This window comes from Sphingomonas sp. Leaf28, assembly GCF_001421685.1.
GTDB classification, from domain to species: domain Bacteria; phylum Pseudomonadota; class Alphaproteobacteria; order Sphingomonadales; family Sphingomonadaceae; genus Sphingomonas; species Sphingomonas aurantiaca.
On the sequence record NZ_LMKX01000008.1, the window covers coordinates 106960 to 128296 of the forward strand.

The following is a 21337-nucleotide window of genomic DNA, read 5'->3' on the forward strand; positions in this document are numbered from 1 at the left end:
GGGTCAGAACTCGAAGTGGACCGAGCCGATCACGGTGCGCGGGGCACCGAACGTGTAGCGCGTCGTGCTCGCCGACGAGGTGCCGGTGCTCAGATTGCCGAAATAGCGTTCGTTGAACAGGTTCGAGACGTTCAGCTGGAAGAAACTCTTGTCGAGCCCGGCAAATGCCAGGTCGAACCGCGCGTCGAGATCGACCGTGGTATAGCCCGCCGCGATCAGGTCGTTGACGTCGGTGACGTAGCGCTTGCCGACATGCTTGACCTGCGCGCCGATCGAAACCGGATCGAACGATGCCTGGACGCGGCCGCCAAATTGCCATTTCGGCGTTTCGACGACGAACTTGCCCGCGGTCGCCGCGGTGATCGCGCCGGTGGTCGGGTCGACCGCATCGTCCTGCAGCTTGGCGTCGATGTACGAGGCGAACCCGTAGAGCGAGACGTTGCGGATCGGGGTGATGCCGAGGCTCGCGTCGACGCCCTTGCTCTTGACCGTGCCGACGTTGCGATCGGTGGTCAGCGTGCCGCCGCCCTCGAGCGTGGTCAGCGTCGAGATGATGCGGTTGTCGTAATGGATGTACCAGCCGGCGAGCTGCGCCTGGATCAGTCGCGACGAATAGCGCAGGCCGAGATCGAACGAGTCGGTCTTCTCGGGCTTCACCTCGTTCACCGGCGCGATCTTCACGTCGTCGAACGCATAGAGATTGTCGGTGCGCGGTGCCGAGAAGCCCTTGGCGTAGCTGGCGAAGATGCTCGCGTTCGGGGTGAAGGCATAGGTCAGCCCGACGTTGGGCAGCACCGCGTTGTACGACTTGATGCGGTTCTTGTACGGCGCACCATAGGTGGCGGTGGTCGGGTTGGCGGCAACCTGCGCGGCGGTCTGCGAGGTGCAATAGCCGTCGCTCGAATTGCCGGGGATCGTGTAGCAATAGTTGGTCAGGTTGCGGCGGAAGAACGGCGCGCGCAGGCCGAGCGTCAGTTTGAGCGCATCCCCGAAATACGACCCGCGATACTCGCCCGAGACCTGGTGGAGGATCGCATAGGACAGGCGGTTGCGCTTGTTGACCACGTTGCCCGCGGCGTCGAGGATCGCCGAACTGCCCTCGCCGTCGAGCGCGCTGAACACGTCGTACGGATTGCCGGTCGAGTCGAGCTGGCTTGCCTCGCCGGTCTGGCGGTGGCGCGCGCGGTCCCAGGTATAGGCGAAGCGGACCGCATTGTCGGCGTCGATGTCATAGCGAAGCCCGGCGATCGCGGTGAAACGCTGCGTGCGCGTGTTGGACGGGAAATAGGCGCGGACGTAGTCGAGCGTGTCGCCATCGCCGTTGATATCGACGCCCGCCGCGGTGCCGGCACCCAATCGCTGGAGCTGATAGGTGTAGACGCTGGTCGCCGCCGCCGTGCCCGCGCCGTTGGTCGCGTTGGCGTTGCTCTCGGCGAAGACCGCGGAGCCGCCGCCATTGGCGCGCGTGAAGCTGTACGCACCGTCGAACGTGAAGACGAGCTTCTCGCTCAGCGTGTAGCGCGAATTGATGCGAAAATTGCCGGTGTTCGACGGGTTGATCGCCGTGCCCGAAGCATTCCCGCACGACGACCGGTCGTTCTGGCTGGTGCCGTTCACGCCGCTCGCCGAGGGCAGCGAACAGCTCTGGTCGTACAGATAGGCGTTCGACGTGTCGTCGAAGACCGCGTCATACTGGGCCTTGTTGAGGTCGAGCGTGTAGGGCGTGTCGGCACTCACCCCGGTCGAGGGCACGACCGACGCGCCCAGCTTGGTGCGGATATTGGCCAGGGTCGGGTTGCTGTACGAGCTGTTGCGGTTCTGGTTGTAGTTCGCGCCGAACGCAATGAAATCGCCCTTGCTGCCGATCGGCTGGTAGAGCTTGGCGTTATATTGCTGGCGGTTGATCTCGCCCGATCCGCGGAACTGGTCGTAGCGCTGCTCGCTGGCGGAGACCCAGGCCTTGGTGCCGAACGAGGTGAACACGCCGGTATCGATCTTGGCGAAGACGCGGTTCATGTCGTTGGTGCCGTGCGAATAGGCGACGGTCGCGCCCAGCTTGTCCTTCGGCATCACCGACCGGTAGTTCACCGTGCCGCCCGACGCGCTCGCGGTCGGCGAATCGACATCGGTCGCGCCGAAGTTGACGTTGACCTGCTCGATCAGCTCAGGGTCGAGCTGCTGGTTCGAATAGATCGCGTAATTGCCCGAATCGTTGAGCGGAATGCCGTCGAACGTCAGCGAGATGCGATTGCCGTCGAACCCACGGATGCGCAGCTGGCCACCCGAGCCGCCGTAAGGATCGCTGTTGGTGAAGTTGACGCCGGGCACCAGGTTGATCGTGTCGAGGATCGTCTGGCCGGGCGTGCGACGCTCGATCAGTTCCTGAGTCAGCACCGCCTTGGCCTTGGGCGTGTCGGGCGTCTGGATCCCGTTGACGTCGGGCTTGGCCCGCGACCCGCTGACGACGATATCCGATTCCGCGTCGACCGTGCCGGTCGACTGCGCCTGTGCCATCGCGGGCAGGATCAGCGCCGCGAGCGCCGCGCCGCAGAATAAAGTCTTACGCATCTAAACCCCTTTGAAGATCGATCGACCTGCGATCCGCTGATTGCGGCCGCAGTCCGATCGATCCGATATGGAGCGAAGATGACAGTATAGGGTCTAAGATTATCCAGCGATGTTTTGCTGGATCGTTGTTGTAGGGATGTCCCGGTATGTGTCCGATCATGTCTCATATGTCAGGCCGTATTGCCGATTTATATGAAACATCTCGTATGTGTCTATCTGTGTGTCACGCGACGACTGTTGCGCCCGGGGTCGTCAGCAGATGCAGCAGGCCGGGGGCGGGGCGCGCGATCGCGTGGACGCCGAGCGCTTCGAGCGCGGTCGCCGACGCGCGGTCGGTGTCCTTGAGGCGGATGCGCAGGCGCGTGCCATGCTGCGTCGCGGCCTCGACATTGTCCGCGCCGCCCAGCGCGACCAGAGTCGCCGGCGTGAGGCGGATGTCGGCAACCCCGGGCAGCGGAGCGGCCGCCACGGGCGTGACGCCACCCGCCGCGATCGCATCGCGGATCTCGACCGCGACCGAATCGGCGATCGGGCCGAGCACGATCTGGAGCGCGTTGTCCGATGGCCGGATCAGGCCGCGCGCGCCGAGCGCCTTCAGCCGTGCCTCGTCGACCGCCCCCTGGTCGGCGACGATCAGGCGCAGGCGGGTGGTGCATGCGCCGACGCTGGTGAGGTTCGCGGCGCCGCCGAGCGCTTCGGCAAACGCGGCGCCGCGTTCGCTCTTTGCGATCGGCACCGCCGCTACCGGCGCATCGCGCTCGCGACCCGGGGTCGGGAGGTCGAGGCGCTTGATGACGGTGCGGAACAGGACGTAGTAGATCGCGGCATAGGCGAGGCCGACCGGGAGCAGCAGCAGCGGCTTGGTCGCCTTGCCGTAGTTCAGCACGTAATCGAACAGCCCGGCGGAGAAGCCGAAGCCGAGCTTGACGCCCAGCGCGTTCATCAGCGCCATCGACACGCCCGTCAGCACCGCGTGGATCGCGTAGAGCACGGGCGCGAGGAACATGAAGCTGAACTCGATCGGCTCGGTCACGCCGGTCAGCGCCGATGTGAGCGCGAGGCTGAGCAGCATGCCGCCGACCGCCTTCCGCCGCTCGGGCAGCGCCGCATGGTACATGGCGAGGCACGCGGCGGGCAGGCCGAACATCATCACCGGGAAGAACCCGGCCATGAACCCGCCGGCCTCCGGATCGCCTGCGAAGAAGCGCCGGAGATCACCGGTCGTGCCGTGATAGTCGCCCGCGACGAACCAGACGATGTTGTTGAGCAGATGGTGCAGCCCGGTGACGAGCAGCAGCCGGTTGAGCAGCCCGAACGCGAACAGGCCGAACCCGCCCGCACCGCTGATCCCGTAGCTCAGGCCGTCGATGCCCGTGCTCAGCGCGCCGAAGCCAAGGCCGACGATGATCCCGAGCGCGAGCCCCGCGAGACCGCTGACGATCGGCACGAACCGGCGTCCGCCGAAGAAGGCGAGATATTCGGGCAACGCGATGGCGGAGAAGCGGTTGTAGAAACTCCCGCCGATCAGCCCTGACAGGATGCCGATCGGCACGTCGAGCCGCGCGATCGCCTTGGCCTTCCACGCCGCGATGGCGAGCGCGATCGTGTCGCCGGTCAGGCCTTTCAGCGCGTCGGCAGGCACGGTCATCAGCGCCTGCGCGCCCTGCGTGGTGACGAGGTAGCAGACCACGCCCGCGAGACACGCCGCGCCATTGCCGTCGCGCGCGAAGCCGGTCGCGACGCCGATCGCGAACAGCAGGCCGAGATGCGAGAAGATCGCGTCGCCCGCGGCGCTGAGCACCGCGATGTCGAGCAGGTCGGGCTGGCCGAGGCGTAGCAAGAGCCCTGCGACGGGGAGCACCGCGATCGGCAGCATGAGCGCGCGGCCGAGCGGCTGGAGGGCTTCGAGCAGCGACTTCATGGGCGGAAACTCCGGGCGAGCGTTCGCACGTCCGCGGCTGAGATACAGGACATCGCCGCCGCGGCATGCGCGCGGCAGGCGTCGATCGTGAGCGTCGCGACCAGCGCCTTGATCTCGGGCACGAGCGCGGGCGCGGACGACAATTCGGTGACGCCGAGCCCGATCAGGATCGGCACCGCGAGCGGATCGGAGGCGAGCCCACCGCAGACCCCGGTCCATTTGCCGTGGACCGCACCGCCTTCGCAGGTGCGCGCGATCAGGCGGAGGACGGCGGGGTGGAGCCCGTCGAGGTCGCTGGCGACCGCCGGATTGCCGCGGTCCATCGCGAGCGCGTATTGCGTCAGGTCGTTGGTGCCGATCGAGAGGAAGTCGGCTTCGCTGGCAAGCAGGTCGGCGGTGATCGCGGCGGCGGGCGTCTCGATCATGATCCCGAGCGCGACAGGCTCGGTATGGCCGGTCGCGGCAGCGGCGGCGTCGAGCGCGGTGCGGACCGCGCGCAGTTCGGCGAGGCTTGCGATCATCGGCACCATGATGCGGCACTGGCCCGCGGGGCGGACCGCGAGGATCGCGCGCAGCTGTGCGTCGAGCATCTCGGGGTGCGCGAGCCCGACGCGGATGCCGCGCAGGCCGAGTGCGGGGTTTTCCTCCGCTGCGATCGGCAGATAGGGCGCGGGTTTGTCGCCGCCGATGTCGAGCAGGCGGACGATCAGCGGGCGGCCGTCGAGCGTGTCGGCGATGCGCTGGTAGTCTGCGGTCTGTTCCTCGACGCTCGGCGCGCTGTCGCGTTCGAGGAACAGGAATTCGGTGCGGAGCAGGCCGCAGCCTTCGGCGCCGTTGCGGGCCGCGGACTCGGCATCGTCGGCCGAGCCGAGATTGGCGAACGCCTCGATACGGACGCCGTCCTGCGTGCGGCATTCGCGCGCGGCGTTGGCGAGCGCGGCGCGGCGGCGTTCGGTCTGTGCGTCGAACGCGGTCTGTGCGGTGGCGCGCGTCGCGGCGTCGGGGGCGACGTGGAGCAGTCCCGCGCCGGCGTCGAGTACCAGCGGCGTGCCGGCGGCGATCTCCGCGAGCGCGGGGCCCATCGCGACGAGCGCGGGGAGGCCCATCGTCGCGGCGAGGATCGCGACGTGCGACGTGGGCCCGCCGCGCTCGACGCAGAAGCCGACGATCGACGCGGTGTCGAGCCCGAGCAGATGCGAGGGGAGCAGGTCGTCCGCCAGCAGGATCGTGCCGGGCGGGAAGCTGAGGCGTTCGTCGAGATCCTCGCCGGCGAGTGCGCGGAGCACCTGGCGTTCGAGATCGAGCATGTCGTCGGCGCGCTCGGCGAGACGTGCGTCGCCGGTGGCGTGGAGCGCATCGGCCTGCGCGCGGATCGCGGTGCGGAAGGCATAGGCGGCGCTGTCGCCGCGGGTGATCGCCGCGTGTGCGTCGTCGGTCAGCGTGGGGTCGTCGAGCAGCGCGGTATGCGCGGTCAGGATCGCGAGTTCGGCACCGGTTGCGGTTGCCGACTTGGTAGCGAGCCGGTCTGCGACGGTGGCGAGCGCGGCGTCGAGCGCGGTGCGTTCGGTGGTTGCGTCGGCGCCTTCGCGGACGACGGCGATCTCGGCGAGGCGGAAGAGTCCGGCCTGGCCGATCGCGATACCGGGGGAGGCGGTGACGCCGGGGAGGCGGCCGTCGGCGGGGAGGGTCAAAACCTTCCCCACGGCGACTGGCTGTTCCCCCGCGGAGGCGGGGGGCCAGGAGTCAGGGGCGCTATCGTTCGAGATTCCTGGGCCCCCGCCTTCGCGGGGGAACGAGGGGGCGGTTGGGGCGGGTGCGTTTACGCCCGGGGGCGCCTTCTCGCCCATGCCGCCGAGGATCAGGTCGCCGATCGCTGCGAGCGCGTCGGCGGCGTCCGGGCCGGTGGCGGCGATCGTGATCTCGTCGCCGAGCTTTACGCCCAGCGCCATCAGCGCGACCGGGCTGCGGACGTTGCCGTCGCGCTCGTCTTTGGTGATCTTCACCTCGGACACGAATTTCCGCGCGATCTCGCCGATCCGCGCGGCGGGCCGCGCGTGGATGCCGTGGACCAAAGGCACAACGATCGTACGGCGGACGGTGTCACCCTCGACGATCGCGACATCGGCGGCACCGTCGCGCGGTTCGAGCGTCATCAGCGCCTCGCCGACGCCGACCAGTCTGTCGGTTTCGCGGCGAAGAATCGTGAAGCGCTCGGGGTTGGTGACGATCACCGGCGTGATGACCGCGCGCGCTTCGCAGACCAGCAGGTCGAGATCGAAGCGGATCAGCGGGTCGCCGCGTTCGACGGTCGCGCCTTCGGTGACGCAGGGGCTGAACCCGCGGCCGCCGAGCGCGACCGTGTCGAGCCCGATATGCATCAGGAGCTCGGCGCCCTCGGCCGTCCGCAGCGTGATCGCGTGGCCGCTGGCATGGACGCTCAGCACGACCGCGTCGCACGGCGCATGGAGGCAATCGCCGGTCGGGTCGACGGCGATCCCGTCGCCCATCATCCGTTCGGCGAAGACCGGGTCGGGGACCGCCTCGAGAGGCGATGCCCAGCCCTGGAGGGGCGACGTCAGGATGAGGGGTTTCATGCTAGATCCCGTCGGCAATCTTGAGGCCACCGATCCAGGTGCCCGCGGGCCTCAGATCGGCCGTGAGCGCGACCCAGTCCGCCCGCAATCCGGACGCGAGCGCGCCGCGTTCGTGCGACAGGCCGAGGAATGCGGCGGGGTTGGTCGACGCCATCGCCGCCGCGGTCACCACGTCGGCATGCGTGCGAGCGACCAGGTTGCGGACCGCGCCGGCCATGTCGAGATCGGAGCCGGCCAGCGTCCCGTCCTCGCCGAAGCACTTGCCGTCCTCGACGTGGATCAGGCGCCCTTGCAGACGGAAATCCTTGTCGACCGCACCCACCGACGGCATCGCATCGCTGACCAGCATCAGGCGGTCGTGCGGGCGGGCGTTGAGCGCGAGGCGGAGTGCGGCGTCGTGGACGTGCAAGCCGTCGGCGATCAGCCCGCAATAGACATGGCGGTCGTCGAGCGCGGCGCCGACGACGCCGGGTGCGCGGTGCAGCAGCGGCGACATCGCGTTGAACAGATGCGTGATGCCGCTGAGCCCGGCGCCGGCCGCCGCGACGATCGTCTCGTAATCCGCATCGGTATGCCCCGCGCTGACGATCACGCCGCCCGCGACCAGCCGCGCGATCGATGCCGGATCGGTCAGCTCGGGCGCCAGCGTCACCATCACGCGACCCTTGCGCGGACGGATCAGCAACGCGATCATGTCGTCGTCGAGCAACCGGAACTTGGCCGGGTCGTGGATGCCCTTGCGCGCCGGGTTGATCCACGGTCCCTCGATATGCGCGCCGACCACGCCGGGCACGCCCGCCAGGATAGCGGCATCCATTGCGTCGAGCGTCGCTTCGATCACGTCGGGCGTGTCGCTGATCAGCGTCGGCATGAACGCGGTCGTGCCATAGGGCGCATGCGCAGCGCCGATCGCGGCGATACCCGCGACGGTCGGCTGGTCGTTGAGCAGCACGCCGCCGCCGCCATTGACCTGCGTATCGACGAAGCCGGGGACGAGCCAGCCGCCGCCCAGATCGACCGCGTCGGCGGGCGCGCGTTCGAGCGGGGTGATCATCGCGATCCGGTCGCCGACGACGCGGATCGTTGCGCCGTTCATCAGCCCGTCCGGCGTGACGACGCTGCCATTGACGACGTGAAACTGGGATTCGTTCATTTCGACGCCGCTCATACCGTCTTCGTGACCTTGCTGAGGTGGAGTGGCGCGTCGGGGTTGAGGCCGCGACGCAGCGAGAGGGCGTTGGCCATCCGGTAGAAGCTCTGGATCATCAGGATCGGCTCGATCGCCGGGTGCGCGGTGTAGGCGGCCGGTTCGGTGTCGCCGTTCACTTTGGCATCGGCAAGGCAGACGACCGCGCCGCGCGTGCGGAACTCGGCCGCCGCCTCGCGCACGCCGTCGCCGGCCATGTCGGACGTCGCGAACGCGATCACCGGGAAGCCGTCATTGACGATCGCCATCGGTCCGTGACGGACTTCGGCGGCGCTGAACGCCTCGGCGTGGAGTGCGCAGGTTTCCTTGAGCTTCAACGCGGCTTCCTGCGCGATCCCGTAGCCATAGCCGCGGCCGATCACGAACAGGTTGTTGGCATCGGCCAGCGCGTCGACCACCGACGTCCAGTTCGCGCCGAACGCGAGCGCGAGCATGTCGGGCAGCGTGTCGATCGCCTTGATCAGTAGGTCGTTCTGCGACCAGGCTGCGGTCAGCGCGGCGAAGGCGGCGAGCGCGCAGATATAGGATTTGGTCGCCGCGACCGAGCGCTCGGGGCCGGCCTTGAGCGCGATCATCGTGTCGGCCATCGCGGCCAGCGGCGACTCCTCGTCGTTGACGAACGCGACGACGTGCGCGCCGGCCGCCTGATAGGCCGAGACGGTCGCGAGCAGATCGGGGCTGCGGCCGCTCTGCGACACGGCGATCACCAGCGCGGTGCCGGGCGCCATCGGCGCTGCATAGACCGACGATACCGACGGCGCGGCGGAGGCGACGGGGACGCCGAGCAGAGTCTCGATCAGATATTTGCCATAGGTCGCGGCGTGATCGGACGACCCGCGCGCGCAGGTGACGACGACGGCGGGCGGCGCGGCGCGCAGCCGCTCGCCGAGTGCGGCCAGCGCGTCGCGGTTGGCGGCGAGCAGCCGGGCGACCGCATCGGCGGCCTCGGCGGCCTCGCTGAACATCAGTGTCTGCGGCAACGCCGCATTGCCGGCGGTATCGATAGTCTCGGTCACGGTAAGCCCCCCGGCCGGCGCCCGTGCGCCGGCGTCAGATGTCGTTCAGTTCGGCGACGAGGTCGTACGCGTCGCCACGGTAATAGGATTGGGTGAATTCGGCGGCCCGCCCGTCGCGCAGGAAGCCGCGGCGTTCGATGAACAGGCCCGCATGGCCTGCGTCGACGCCGAGCATCTTGGCATGCTCGGGGCTGAAATGAACCGCGCGCAGGCGTTGCAGCGCGCGCACCGGACGGTTGCCCGCGGCTTCGAGCGCCTCGTACAACGAGTCCTGCACGGCATCGATCGTCGGCAGGCAATATCCCGCGATCGTCGAATATTCGAGCGCCATCGGCGTGTCGTCGGCGTAGCGGATCCGCTGGAACCGGTACACCGCCGAGCCCGGCGACAGCCCGAGCGACAGCGATTCCTCCGGCGTCACCATGCCGATCGTCCGGCTGACCCACGCGCTGCTCGGCGTGCGACCGCGCGACTGCATGTCTTCCGAGAAGGACGACAATTTCGAAAAGCTCTTCTCGACGCGCGTCGCGACGAAGGTTCCCGCGCCGCGACGGCGGGTCAGCAGTCCCTCTTCGACCAGCCCGCCGATCGCCTTGCGGACGGTGATGCGCGACACGTCATATTCGACCGCAAGATCGCGTTCGGCGGGGAGCGCGTCGTCCTTGGCCAGCACGTTGCGGTTGATCGCATCGCGGATCAGCTGCTGGAGCTGGACGTACAACGGCGCAGGATTGCCATCCCGGAACCTGCCAATGCTCGTTGAAATGGACATGAAGGCAACTTTCGATGGTGCCGGTATGGATGCCGAGAGCATCGCGACAGGCAGCAGAGGGTGGATACGTTATATATTGGTATTGTTCAAGCGGCTTGGCGAGCGAAGCGATCAAGGACCAACTTCAGGTCACGAACGCGGTCGACATCGGTGGCCCGCCTGCCGGTCGCGGCGAACCCGAATTCGCGTTCGAGCGCATCGTCGGCCGCCAGCGGAAGCGCGGCGCCGCAAGACGCGTGGAGTTCGCGCAGGCCGGCATCGAGGAACCGAGTCGCGTTGCCCGCATCGATCCCGCTGCCAGGCAGGATGACGATCCGCCCGGCGGCCGCGCGGTGGAGCGTCGCGAGCATCGGCAGCGCATCGATCGCCTTGATCGCGCCGCCCGAGGTCAGGATTCGGTCGAATCCAAGCGCGATCGCGGTCTCGAGCGCGGCGGGGAGATCCGGACAGAGATCGAACGCGCGATGTAGCGTCAGCGACAGCGGTGCGCCGCGGTCCGCCCCGCAGGTCCGTGCGTGGTCGACGAGATGTGCCAGAAGCGGTGCGTCCAGCGTGTGATCCGCGGCGCTCGCGCCGATCACGACTCCGGCCAGCCCGGCCTGGGCGGCGGCGGCGATGTCCGCGGCGATCATCGCGGCCTCCGGGGGCGTATAGCGGAACCCGCCCTCGCGCGGGCGCACGAGCATATGGACGGGGATGGGGAGTCCGCGCGCGGTCGCGATCAGCGAGGGCGCCGGGGTCAATCCGCCGAGCGACAGCGCCGAACACAGCTCGAGACGGTCGGCACCGCCCAGGACCGCCGAGTCCACGCCCGCGATATCGTCGACGCAGATTTCGAGGGTCATTCGCAGGCTTTCAGTTGGTCGTAATTATATTACGTCTGGCCGATGGAGTCGGCGCGTTCAACGACAAAATCGCCAACAAAGAGCAAGAAAAGGTATTATCGCCACGGCGGCATCCTGACACGACCAGGCGCTCCAGCACCCGGTAGGTCGAGACTAAACTGGCCGAAAACAACGGGTTGTCCGACCGTCGCAAAAGTTCCCTCGGCAGGTAACCAAACTGTAATTTCCGATGGATTTCCCAATCAAATTGGTTATACGATATTCATACCAAGCTGCTCAGATAGTAACCAAAACAGTACCAGCGGTTGGATAGCGGTGACGCGGCGATAGTCCGGGTCGGAATGACGCTGCGGCGTCGATTGGGAAGGGGTTTTGACGATGGTTTTCCGTAAGCAGGTTTTGTTGACGTCGAGCGCGATCGCGTTCGGTTTTGCAGGCTTCCTCTCCGCCCCGTCAGCGACAGCCCAGGTCGCGCCCACGACCGCCCCGACCACGACGCCCACCGAAGCCGCCGACGCGCAGGCCGCTGCGCCTGCCGCCGCCGAGGATACCGGCCAGGACATCGTCGTCACCGGTATCCGCGGCAGCCTGCGCAGCGCGATCGCGGTCAAGCGCCAGGCCAACGCCATCGTCGACGTCATCAGCGCCGAGGCGATCGGCAAGTTCCCGGATCGCAACGTCGCCGAGTCGCTCTCGCACGTTCCCGGCGTCAGCATCGATCGTCGCTTCGGCGAGGGCGAGAAGGTCGCGATCCACGGCACCGATCCCGCGCTCAACCGGATGCTGCTCGATGGCCATGCGGTGGCGTCGGCCGATTGGGGCGGCAACGACAATGATCCGACCAGCCGCACGTTCAACTATTCGCTGCTCGCGCCCGAGCTCGTCGAGCGCCTCGAGGTCTACAAGTCGCCCGAGCCGCGGATCGAGGAAGGCAGCATCGGCGGCACGGTCATCGTCCGCACGCGCCGTCCGCTCGACACGCCCGCCAATTCGATCTTCGCCTCGGGCGGCTATTCGTACAACGACCGCGCCGACAAGGGTAACGTCCGCGCCTCGGGCCTGTACAGCTGGCACAACGATGCCGGCACGTTCGGCGTGCTCGGCGCGGTCACCTACGACAAGCAGAGCCTGACGCGGTCGGGTGTCGAATTCTTCGGGTTCGAGAACGCCGGGGATCGCTTCTTCCAGAAGGATACGAACGGCGCACTCGTGCGCGACGCGAGCGGCCAGCCGGTCCTGAAGAACCCGAATGCGACCGTCACCGGCGGTACGCGTCAGGATCTCGCCAATGCGGTGTCGCCGTTCGGCATCAACTACGCGTATTTCACGCAGGAGCGGAAGCGCATCAGCTATGTCGGCACGGTCCAGGCCAAGCCGACCGACGACATCACGCTGACGCTCAACGGCCTGCACATCGACGGCAACTACAACAATAGCAGCCAGTCGATGTACGTCATCCCCGGCGCGTGGAGCGGCGACGTTCTCCAGTCGGCGACGGTCGCGAACGGCGTCGTCACCAATGCGAGCTTCGGCGCGGCATCGGCGGGCAGCCAGAGCGCGCAGCTCGACCTGCTGATCCGCAAGACCAAGCTGACCACCGACAACCTCAACTTCGAAGCCGCATGGGAAGGCCCCGGCGGCGCGACGCTGTCGGCGACGGGCGGCTGGAGCAAGGCGATCGGCGGGCGCAATCCCGAATATCTGTTCGATGTGCGGACCGACCTTCCGTACAGCTACGGCTTCACCTCCGACAGCGCGAACGTCGAATATGGCGGCGACCTGACCAATCCTGCGAATTACCGTCGCAGCAACAGTCCGCAGGCGCAGACGATCGACGGTGCGCCGGTGATCGTCAACGGCACGCAGCTGACCGCGGCACGCGCGGGCGGGATCGATTTCTCCAAGACGATCGATCGCGATTACTACGCGGGCTATGATGCGGTCATCCCGTTCGAAGCCGGGCCGTTCAAGGAGATCCGGATCGGCGGCAAGTTCACCGATCACCGCAACCGCCTGAACGCGAGCGGCTTCAACAATTACTCGACCTCGAACTACACGCTCGCGAGCCTCGGCGTCGATACGTCGACCACGCCGAACGGCACGTTCGACGGCACCGGCGGCACGGGCAACGCGACCAAGTACATCAACCTGTCGCAGCAGGCCGTGATCGACATCCTGGCGAACTCGATCAACATCCCGGTCGCCAAGCCGACCGCGTCGTACATCGTCGACGAGACGGTCGCGGCGAACTACGTCCAGCTGAACTTCGAGCAGAGCGGCTTTCGCGGGAATGTCGGCGGCCGGCTGGTCTATACCAAGAACGTGTCGAACTATGCCGACCAGGTGTCCGGCACCGACGGCACCCTGCCGACGATCGTGCCGCAGCGCGTGCAGAACGACTATCTGAAGTTCCTGCCGAGCCTGAACGTCGCGTATGAAGCCGGCGCGCAGCTGATCTTCCGCGGCAGCGTTGCCAAGGTGATCGCACGGCCGCGCTACGAGCAACTCGGCGGTTCGGTCGGTCGCAACGACATCACGCTCGATGCCAGCGGCGGCAACCCGAACCTGAAGCCGTATCAGTCGACCAACTACGAGCTGTCGGCGGAATATTATCCGCGCGCAGGCGCGTTGTTGTCGCTCGAACTGTTCCGTCGCGAGGTGAAGGATTACATCCTCAACGGGCTGAGCCGCCAGACGTTCTTCAACGAACTGACGCAGACCAACGCGTCCTATCTCGTGTCGCAGCCGCTCAATGGCGGCAAGGCGAACGTCAACGGCGCGCTGGTCTCGGCCCAGGGCGAAATCTGGCATGGCTTCGGCCTGCAGGCGAACTATTCCTACGCCGAGAGCTCGACCGACGAGGGGTTGAACCTGCCCTATCTGTCGAAGCACACCGTCAACGTGATCCCCTATTACGAAAACGGGCCGTTCCAGGCGCGCCTGAGCTACAACTACCGCTCGGCCTATTTCCGCGCGATCGGTCGCCTGAACTCGATCGACATGGTGGCGCCGTACAGCCAGCTCGACTTCTCGGCCGGGTTCAACCTGACCAAGGCGGTCACGCTAACGGTCAACGCGCAGAACCTGCTGGATTCGACCTACACCCAGTATAGCGGCACGCGCGATCGTCCGACTGCGTTCTACAAGAACGGTCGCACGTTCGCGGCATCGGTATCGTTCCGGATGTGACGTCTCGGGCGCGTCGGGACCGGCGCGCCACCCTCCTCTACGGAAGTACGACGGCACGCATGATATCGGGATGTATCAGGGCAGGGTTGCGGCGGATCTGGCACGGGAGTGCCGGGTTCGCCTCGGCCGTCCTGATGCTGGCGCCGGTGCCCGCCACCGCAGAGCAGCTCGACCTCGATACGGGGTGGAGCTTCTGGCTGGCGAAGGATGCGCCCGCCGATCCGGCCTGGCTGAAGGCCAACCCGGCGGGGGCCGAGAGCGTCGTCGTCCCGCATAGCTGGCCACTGACCCGCGGGGCGGGGGCCGAGGGCGTCGGCTGGTATGCGCGGACGCTCGTCGTGCCCGAGGCGATTATCGGCAAGCGCCTCGAACTGCATTTCGACGCGGTGTTCTACGCCGCGCGGGTGTGGGTGAACGGGACGCTCGTCGGGAGCCACGAGGGCGGGCACACCGCGTTCGATCTCGACGTCTCGAAGGTGTTGAAGCCGGGCGCGAACCGGATCGTCGTGTCCGCCGACGATCGGCCGGGGTTCGCGACGATCCCGGGCTATGCGATGCGCTTGGCGGGCTCCGGCAACGTCTGGTACGACTGGTGGCATAGCGGCGGGATCACGCGCGACGTGTCGCTGCGGATCGCCGAGCGCGGGCTGATCCGCCGCCAGCGGATCCGGCAGGTCCTGAAGGCCGACAGCGCGACCGTCACGAGTGGCATCGCAATCGAGAATGTCGACGTCACGCCGCATAATTATTCGCTGACGACGGTCGCGATCGATCCGGACGGCCGCATGGTCGCGCGGGCCTTCGCGGGTTTGACGGTTGCGGCGTCGTCGGCGGGGACGTCCGATGCCGAGCTGGTCATCGCCAAGCCGCAGCGGTGGCAGATCGGCGCGGGGAAGCTGTACCGGATCGTCGCCGAGCTGCGCGACGAGAAGGGCGTGGTGCTCGACCGGCGCGAGGACGCGGTCGGTCTGCGCACGCTCGCGATCCGCGATCGTCGGCTCTACGTCAACGATGTCGCGGTGCGGCTGACCGGCGTCACGCGGCACGAGGATTCGCCGTGGGAAGGGGCCGCCGAAACGCGCGGGACGATCCTGCACGACATGCGCGATCTGGCCGCGCTGCACGTCACGCTGACGCGGCCGGTGCATTATCCGCAGCCGCAGAGCGTGTTCGATGCCGCCGACCGCGCTGGCATGCTGCTGATCCCCGAAATCCCGATCTGGCAGATGACCGCGGCGCAACTGGGCGATCCGCGGCTGCTGGTGCGCGCCAAGGCGATGATGGCCGAAATGATCGCCGAAAGCGGCAATCATCCGAGCGTCCTCGCGTGGAGCGTGATGAACGAGAGCGAGGCTGCGACGCCGCAGGGGCTCGCGTTCGTGCACGCGATGAAGGCGCATATCAACGCGATCGATCCCGGCCGGTTCGTGACGTTGGCGGACTCGCAGATCGCGGAGCGTCCGGTCCGCGTGCCCGCGCTGGTCGAGGCGGATTTCGTGATGGCCAACGCCTATTTCGGAACCTGGAGCGGCGGCGCGGACAAAGTCGGCCCGTGGCTCGATGCGTTCGACAAGGCGTATCCGGACCGGATGCTGGTGATCTCCGAATTCGGCTGGCCGGGGCCGTTCTCGAAGGACAGCGCGAGCGCGGACGTAGCGCGCACCGACAATCTCAAGGATCAGCTCGCGGCGTTCGCGACGCGGCCCTGGGTCGGCGGCGCGATCTTCTGGAGCTATGCGGATTATCGCTCGAACAAGAACCTCTTCGCGGGGCTTGCGGACGGGTATGTCGATCACGGTCTGGTCGATCCCGACCGCCAGCGCCGCCCGAGCTATTTCGCGTGGGAGGCGGCCAACCGTGCGGTCTCCGCGAAGGTCGATCTCACGATGGCGGGCGAGACGCCGACCGGCTTCACCGCCACCGTCCTGGGCGCCGCGAAGGGGGCGTTGCCCTCCTATCCGCTGGTCGGTGCGCGGCTGCACTGGCGCGCGATGGGCGGCGATCGCGTGGTGCTCGGCGAGGGCGAACAGGCGCTGCCGGTGATCGCGCCGGGGGGCACCGCGACGGTGTCCGCCAGCTGGTCGGGCCGACTCACGCCCGTCACCATCACGGTCGATATCCTGACCGCGGAGGGCGCGCGCGCAGGCGGCGTCGTCCGTGAGTATGAACCATTCAAGGCAGGCTCCGCCGCCTTCCCGCCCGACCCGGCGCAATTACCGAAGGACCCATCATGATCCGTCTCCGCCCCCTGGTGCTCGCGCTGCTGATGACCTCGACCGCGGCGGTGGCCGAGGGGCCGAAGCTCATTCCGATGCCCGCCTCGATCGAGGCGAAGGCCGGCACGCTGACGATCGGCGAGGGCGCGGGGATCGTCGCGGGCGATGCCGGCGCGAAGACCGCGGCCAAGCTGCTCGCGCAGCAGGTGAAGGTCGTGCGGGGGCTTTCGCTCGCTAGCGACGCGGGCACGGGCCCGATCCGGTTCGTGCGCGACGCGAGCGTGACCGGCGACGAGGCCTATGTGCTGAGCGTCGACGCGAAGGGCGTGACGATCGCAGCGAGTGGTGACGCGGGGCTCGTCCACGGCGCGATGACGCTGGCGCAGCTGCTCAGCCCCGATGCGGCGGTCGGCAAGCCGGTCGTGCTCGCGGCGATGACGATCCGCGATGCGCCGCGTTTCAAATGGCGCGGGCTGATGATCGATCCGGCGCGGCATTTCGTGCCGATGCCGACGCTGTACGCGATGGTCGATCAGCTCGCCGCGCAGAAGATGAACGTGCTGCATCTCCACCTGACCGACGATCAGGGCTGGCGCGTCGAGATCAAGCGCTATCCCGACCTGACCCGGATCGGCGCGTGGCGGACACCGCCGTCGGCGGGCGGCGCGCCGGGCGAGAAGGTCGGCGGATTCTACACGCAGGCCGAGCTGAAGGCGCTGGTCGCCTATGCCAAGGATCGCGCGATTACGATCGTGCCCGAGATCGATCTACCGGGTCATGCGCAGGCGGCGGTCGCGTCCTATCCGGCCGAAGTCGGCGTGCTCGGCGATCGGCCCGCGGTCGGCCACGACTGGGGCGTGAACCCGTGGCTGTTCAGCCCGGAGGATCGCAGCATGACCTTCATCAAGCATGTCCTCGACGAGCTGATGGAGGTGTTCCCGTCGCAGTTCATCCATCTCGGCGGCGACGAGGCGGTCAAGGACCAGTGGGAGCGATCGCCCGCGGTGCAGGCGAAGATGAAGGCGCTTGGCCTCAAGACCGAGATGCAGATGCAGAGCTGGATGATCGACCAGCTCGGCGAGTATCTGGCGAAGCACGGCCGCCGGCTGATCGGCTGGGACGAGATCCTCGAGGGTGGCCTGCCGCCATCGGCGTCGGTGATGTCTTGGCGCGGCGAGAAGGGGGCCGTCGAGGCCGCGAACCAGGGGCATGACGTGGTGCTGAGCCCTGCGCCGATCCTGTATCTCGACAGCCTGCAGAGCAACCGGAGCGACGAGCCGCCGGGCCGTATCTCGAACGGCGATGCGATCGTGACGCTGGCTCGGCTCTATGCGTATGAGCCTGCGCCTGCGGGGCTTGTGCCCGACAAGGCGAAGCATGTGCTCGGCGCGCAGATCAATGCGTTCAGCGAATATCTGGTGACGCCGCAGCAGCTCGAGCATGCGACCTTCCCGCGGCTGTCGGCGCTCGCCGAGCGGACCTGGTCGCCGGGGTCGACGCGCGACTTCGACAATTTCGTCTCGCGCCTCGAGCCGCAGATGGGGCGCTATGCGCGCGCCGGGATTGCGGCGGCGGACAGTGCGTTCGCAGTCGATTTCACGATTGCCGGCACGCGCGGCGATGCGTTGCGTCGCGGCAAGGTGCCCGTGACGCTGGCGACGCAGACGGGCTATGGGACGATCCGCTATACGCTCGATGGCAAGCTGCCGACGGCGCGGTCGAAGGCGTATGCCGCACCGCTGTCGGTCAAGCCGGGCGTGACCATCCGTGCCGCGGCCTTCACCACCGATGGTCGTCCGACCGCGGAACCGCGGCTGTTCGAGACGAGCCGTGCCGCGTTGCTGCGTCGGTCGAGTTCGGAGCTGGTCGCCTGCCCCGATGGCGCGATCGGGCTGCGCGTGCCGCTGACGTCGGAGGCGACCGCGAACACGCCGGTGTTCAACGTCAACATCTTCGACACGTGCACGATGTACCCGGCCGCGCCGCTCGACGTGGCGCGCGGGTTCACCGTCGATGTCGCGCGGCTGCCGCGGCATTACGGGCTGGCGCATGACGAGAAGGCGCTGCGGCGGCACTATGCGGTGACGACGTATGGCGAGCTCGTGGTGCGCACCGGCGGCTGCGACGGCACGATCGCGGGGACGTTCCCGCTGCCGGACCCCGCGACCAGCCCCAACCGCATGACCTTCCGCGGCACGTTGCCGCAGGGGAAGGGCGATGCGGATATCTGCCTGACGTTCACGGCGTCGATGGAGTCGCCGTTCTACGCGGTCGAATCGATGCAGTTGTTGGAGAAGAAGTGATGCGGCGCACGGCTCTTTTGTTGCTCGCCGCGGTCGCTGCGACCCCGGCCTGGGCGGCACCGCGGACCAGCGTCGTCCTCGACAGCGGCTGGTCGATGCGGATCGATCCGGCCGATACCGCGGCCGCGAAGGCGCATCCCAGGGCGGCGCGCTGGCTCCGCGCGACCGTGCCGGGCAGCGCGCAGACCGATCTGATGGCGGCGAAGATCGTGCCCGATCCGTATAAGGGGCTGAACGAGGCGAAGATCCAATGGGTCGGGCTGACCGACTGGCAGTATCGCACCACCTTGAAGATGACGTCCGACCAACTCGCGCGCGATCATGTCGACCTGGTGTTCGACGGGCTTGATACCTTTGCCGAGGTGCGGCTGAACGGCACGAAGCTGCTCGCCGCGGACAATGCGCACCGGCGCTGGCGCGTGCCGGTCAAGGCGGTGCTCAAGCCCGGTGCGAACGACCTGCTCGTCACCTTCCGCTCGCCGATCCGCACGTTGCAGCCGATGGTGCTCAAGACCGCCAATCCGCTGCCCGGCGAATATGATTCGATGTTCGGCGACGAGCCGATGGGCAAGCAGACCTCGCCCTATATCCGTAAACCCAAATACCAATATGGCTGGGACTGGGGCCCGCGGATCGTCACGCAGGGCATCTGGCGGCCCGCGCGGATCGAGGCGTGGGACGACGCGCGGATCGAGGCGTTTCGCGTGACGCAGGAAGCGCTGACCAAGGCCGAGGCGCGGCTGTCGGCCGAACTCGACGTGGTCGCGGGCGCGGAGCGTCCGGTCACGGTGCAGGTCGCGGTGACCGGGCCCGATGGTCGGGTGACGCAGGCGGCGCGGACCGTCACCGTCGCGGCGGGCGCAAGCCATGTCGCGGTGCCGGTGAGCATCGCCAACCCGCAGCGCTGGTTCCCCGCGGGCTATGGCGCGCAGCCGCTGTACACCGTGAAGGCGACGCTGACCGACGGTAGCGCGACGATCGATTCCGCCCAACGCCGCACCGGGCTGCGCACCGTCGAACTGCGCCGCGAGAAGGACGCACAGGGCCGCGGGTTCGCGTTCGTCGTCAACGGCATCCCCGTATTCGCCAAGGGCGCGAACCTGATCCCGTTCGACATGTTCCCGGCGCGCGTTCCCGAAAGCCAGATCCGCACCGTCATGGCCGGCGCGCGCGACGCCAACATGAACATGATCCGCGTATGGGGCGGCGGCTATTATCTCGACGACGCGTTCTACGACATCGCCGACCAGATGGGGTTGATGGTGTGGCAGGACTTCATGTTCGGCGGCGCGGTGACGCCCCCCGATCGCGACTTCCGCGAGACCGTGCGGATCGAGGCGGAGGAACAGGTCGACCGGCTCCAGGCGCATCCGTCGATCGTGCTGTGGGCGGGCAACAACGAAGTGCTGAGCGGCTGGGCGAACTGGTCCGACCGGATCGCGTACAAGAAGGCGGTCGGCGCGGACGAGCAGGAGCGGATCGGCGTCGGCATGGCGGTGATCTTCGACCGCGTGCTGCGCGATGCCGCCGAACGTCGCGATCCCGATGCGGTGTATTGGCCGGGCTCGCCGAGCAGCAATTACGAGGACAAGCCCGACATCGATGGCGATGGCGACCGGCATTACTGGGATGTGTGGGGCGGCAAGAAACCCGTCGAGGCGTATCTCGACAGCTGCCCGCGCTTCATGTCCGAATATGGCCTGCAGTCGATGCCCGAGATGAAGACGATCCGGCGCTTTGCGACCAATGCGGACTTCTCGCCGACCTCGCCCGTCATGAAGGCGCACCAGAAATTCCTGAAAGGCGAGGGCAACGATCGGCTGCTGTTCTACATCCGCGAGAAATACCGCGAGCCGCGCGACTTCGCCGAGTTCGTGTATCTCAGCCAAATGATGCAGGCCGAGGGGATCGAACTCGCCGCGCTGCATCACCGGGCGTGCCGACCGGTGACGATGGGGTCGCTGTTCTGGCAGATCAACGACGTCTGGCCGGGCGCGTCGTGGGCGAGCATCGATTATTACGGCCGCTGGAAGGCGCTGCAATTTCGCGCGCGGCATTTCTATGCGCCGCTCGCGATTGCTGCCGAGCATAAGGATGGCGCGACCAAGATCAGCCTGATTTCCGACGCGACGGTGCCGACCGCGGCGGTGTGGCGCGTGCGGACGCTCGACGTCGACGGGAAGGGTCTCGCGACGACCGAGACGCCGGCGACGTTGGCGCCCTTGTCCGCAACGGCGGTCGCTACCTTGCCCGATGCGGCGCTGTTCGCGGGCGGGGATCCGGCGCGGACGATCGCGGTGGCGGAGTTGCTGGTGGAGGGCCGCGTGACCTCGCGCGCGCTCGTGTCGGCGGCGCCCAAGACGATGACGCTGCCCGATCCGGGGCTGACCGCGACATGGGCGGGCGATCGGCTGACGCTGACCGCGAGCAAGCTGGCGCGCGCGGTGTGGCTCGATTTCGGCAAGCTCGAGGCGACGCCGTCGGATAACGCGTTCGATCTGTTGCCGGGGGAGAGCATTACCGTGACTGTAGCGTCCAAGGAGTCCGAGGCAGCGCTGCGGCGCGCGCTGACGGTCCGCACACTGGCGGGCATCGCGGCGGTGAAGTCGTGAGGCTCATCACCACCTCGCCATCCCCGCGAAAGCTGGGATCCAGAGCCACGAACCGTGCCGCCCGTGGCTCTGGATCCTGGGTCGAGCCCAGGAT

11 protein-coding genes are annotated in these 21337 nt (G+C 67.7%); 4 read left to right on the top strand and 7 right to left on the bottom strand.

Annotation, left to right across the window (positions count from 1 at the left end; translation table 11 throughout):
- Positions 1-3 precede the first annotated feature (3 nt).
- From ASE79_RS10995 to ASE79_RS11025, 7 genes are all read right to left on the bottom strand, one after another.
- Positions 4-2568, bottom strand: coding sequence for a TonB-dependent receptor (locus ASE79_RS10995; protein WP_056416159.1), 2565 nt, complete (start codon positions 2566-2568; stop codon positions 4-6).
- Between the two features lie 223 nt (positions 2569-2791).
- A complete protein-coding gene (gene nagE, locus ASE79_RS11000) occupies positions 2792-4489 on the bottom strand; it encodes an N-acetylglucosamine-specific PTS transporter subunit IIBC (RefSeq protein ID WP_056416162.1) in 1698 nt (565 codons plus the stop codon).
- Positions 4486-7083 (bottom strand): phosphoenolpyruvate--protein phosphotransferase, encoded by a 2598-nt coding sequence (gene ptsP, locus ASE79_RS11005; protein ID WP_056416165.1) that lies wholly within the window; start codon positions 7081-7083, stop codon positions 4486-4488. The genes nagE and ptsP overlap by 4 nt, the downstream gene beginning before the upstream one ends.
- Before the next feature lies 1 nt (position 7084).
- Positions 7085-8236: an N-acetylglucosamine-6-phosphate deacetylase gene (gene nagA, locus ASE79_RS11010; RefSeq protein ID WP_056416168.1), complete on the bottom strand. Its 1152-nt coding sequence runs from the start codon at positions 8234-8236 to the stop codon at positions 7085-7087.
- An 11-nt stretch (positions 8237-8247) separates the two neighbouring features.
- Positions 8248-9255: an SIS domain-containing protein gene (locus ASE79_RS11015; RefSeq protein WP_056417205.1), complete on the bottom strand. Its 1008-nt coding sequence runs from the start codon at positions 9253-9255 to the stop codon at positions 8248-8250.
- 85 nt (positions 9256-9340) lie between these two features.
- The gene (locus ASE79_RS11020; RefSeq protein WP_056416171.1) at positions 9341-10078 is read right to left on the bottom strand and encodes a GntR family transcriptional regulator; all 738 of its coding nucleotides are present in this window, start codon (positions 10076-10078) and stop codon (positions 9341-9343) included.
- 86 nt (positions 10079-10164) lie between these two features.
- The gene (locus tag ASE79_RS11025) at positions 10165-10923 is read right to left on the bottom strand and encodes a copper homeostasis protein CutC (protein WP_056416174.1); all 759 of its coding nucleotides are present in this window, start codon (positions 10921-10923) and stop codon (positions 10165-10167) included.
- 378 nt (positions 10924-11301) lie between these two features.
- On the opposite strand from ASE79_RS11025, the gene ASE79_RS11030 reads away from it, so the two are divergent.
- The 4 genes from ASE79_RS11030 to ASE79_RS11045 are packed head-to-tail and all read left to right on the top strand — an operon-like array spanning position 11302 to position 21243.
- Positions 11302-14112 (top strand): TonB-dependent receptor, encoded by a 2811-nt coding sequence (locus tag ASE79_RS11030; protein ID WP_056416177.1) that lies wholly within the window; start codon positions 11302-11304, stop codon positions 14110-14112.
- Between the two features lie 59 nt (positions 14113-14171).
- On the top strand, positions 14172-16346 hold the full coding sequence (locus ASE79_RS11035) for a glycoside hydrolase family 2 protein (protein WP_082445256.1): 2175 nt from the start codon (positions 14172-14174) through the stop codon (positions 16344-16346).
- Positions 16343-18631, top strand: coding sequence for a beta-N-acetylhexosaminidase (locus ASE79_RS11040; protein ID WP_056416182.1), 2289 nt, complete (start codon positions 16343-16345; stop codon positions 18629-18631). The genes ASE79_RS11035 and ASE79_RS11040 overlap by 4 nt, the downstream gene beginning before the upstream one ends.
- Positions 18631-21243 (top strand): beta-mannosidase, encoded by a 2613-nt coding sequence (locus ASE79_RS11045; RefSeq protein ID WP_056416185.1) that lies wholly within the window; start codon positions 18631-18633, stop codon positions 21241-21243. Before ASE79_RS11040 ends, ASE79_RS11045 begins: the two co-directional genes overlap by 1 nt.
- Positions 21244-21337: the final 94 nt, after the last annotated feature.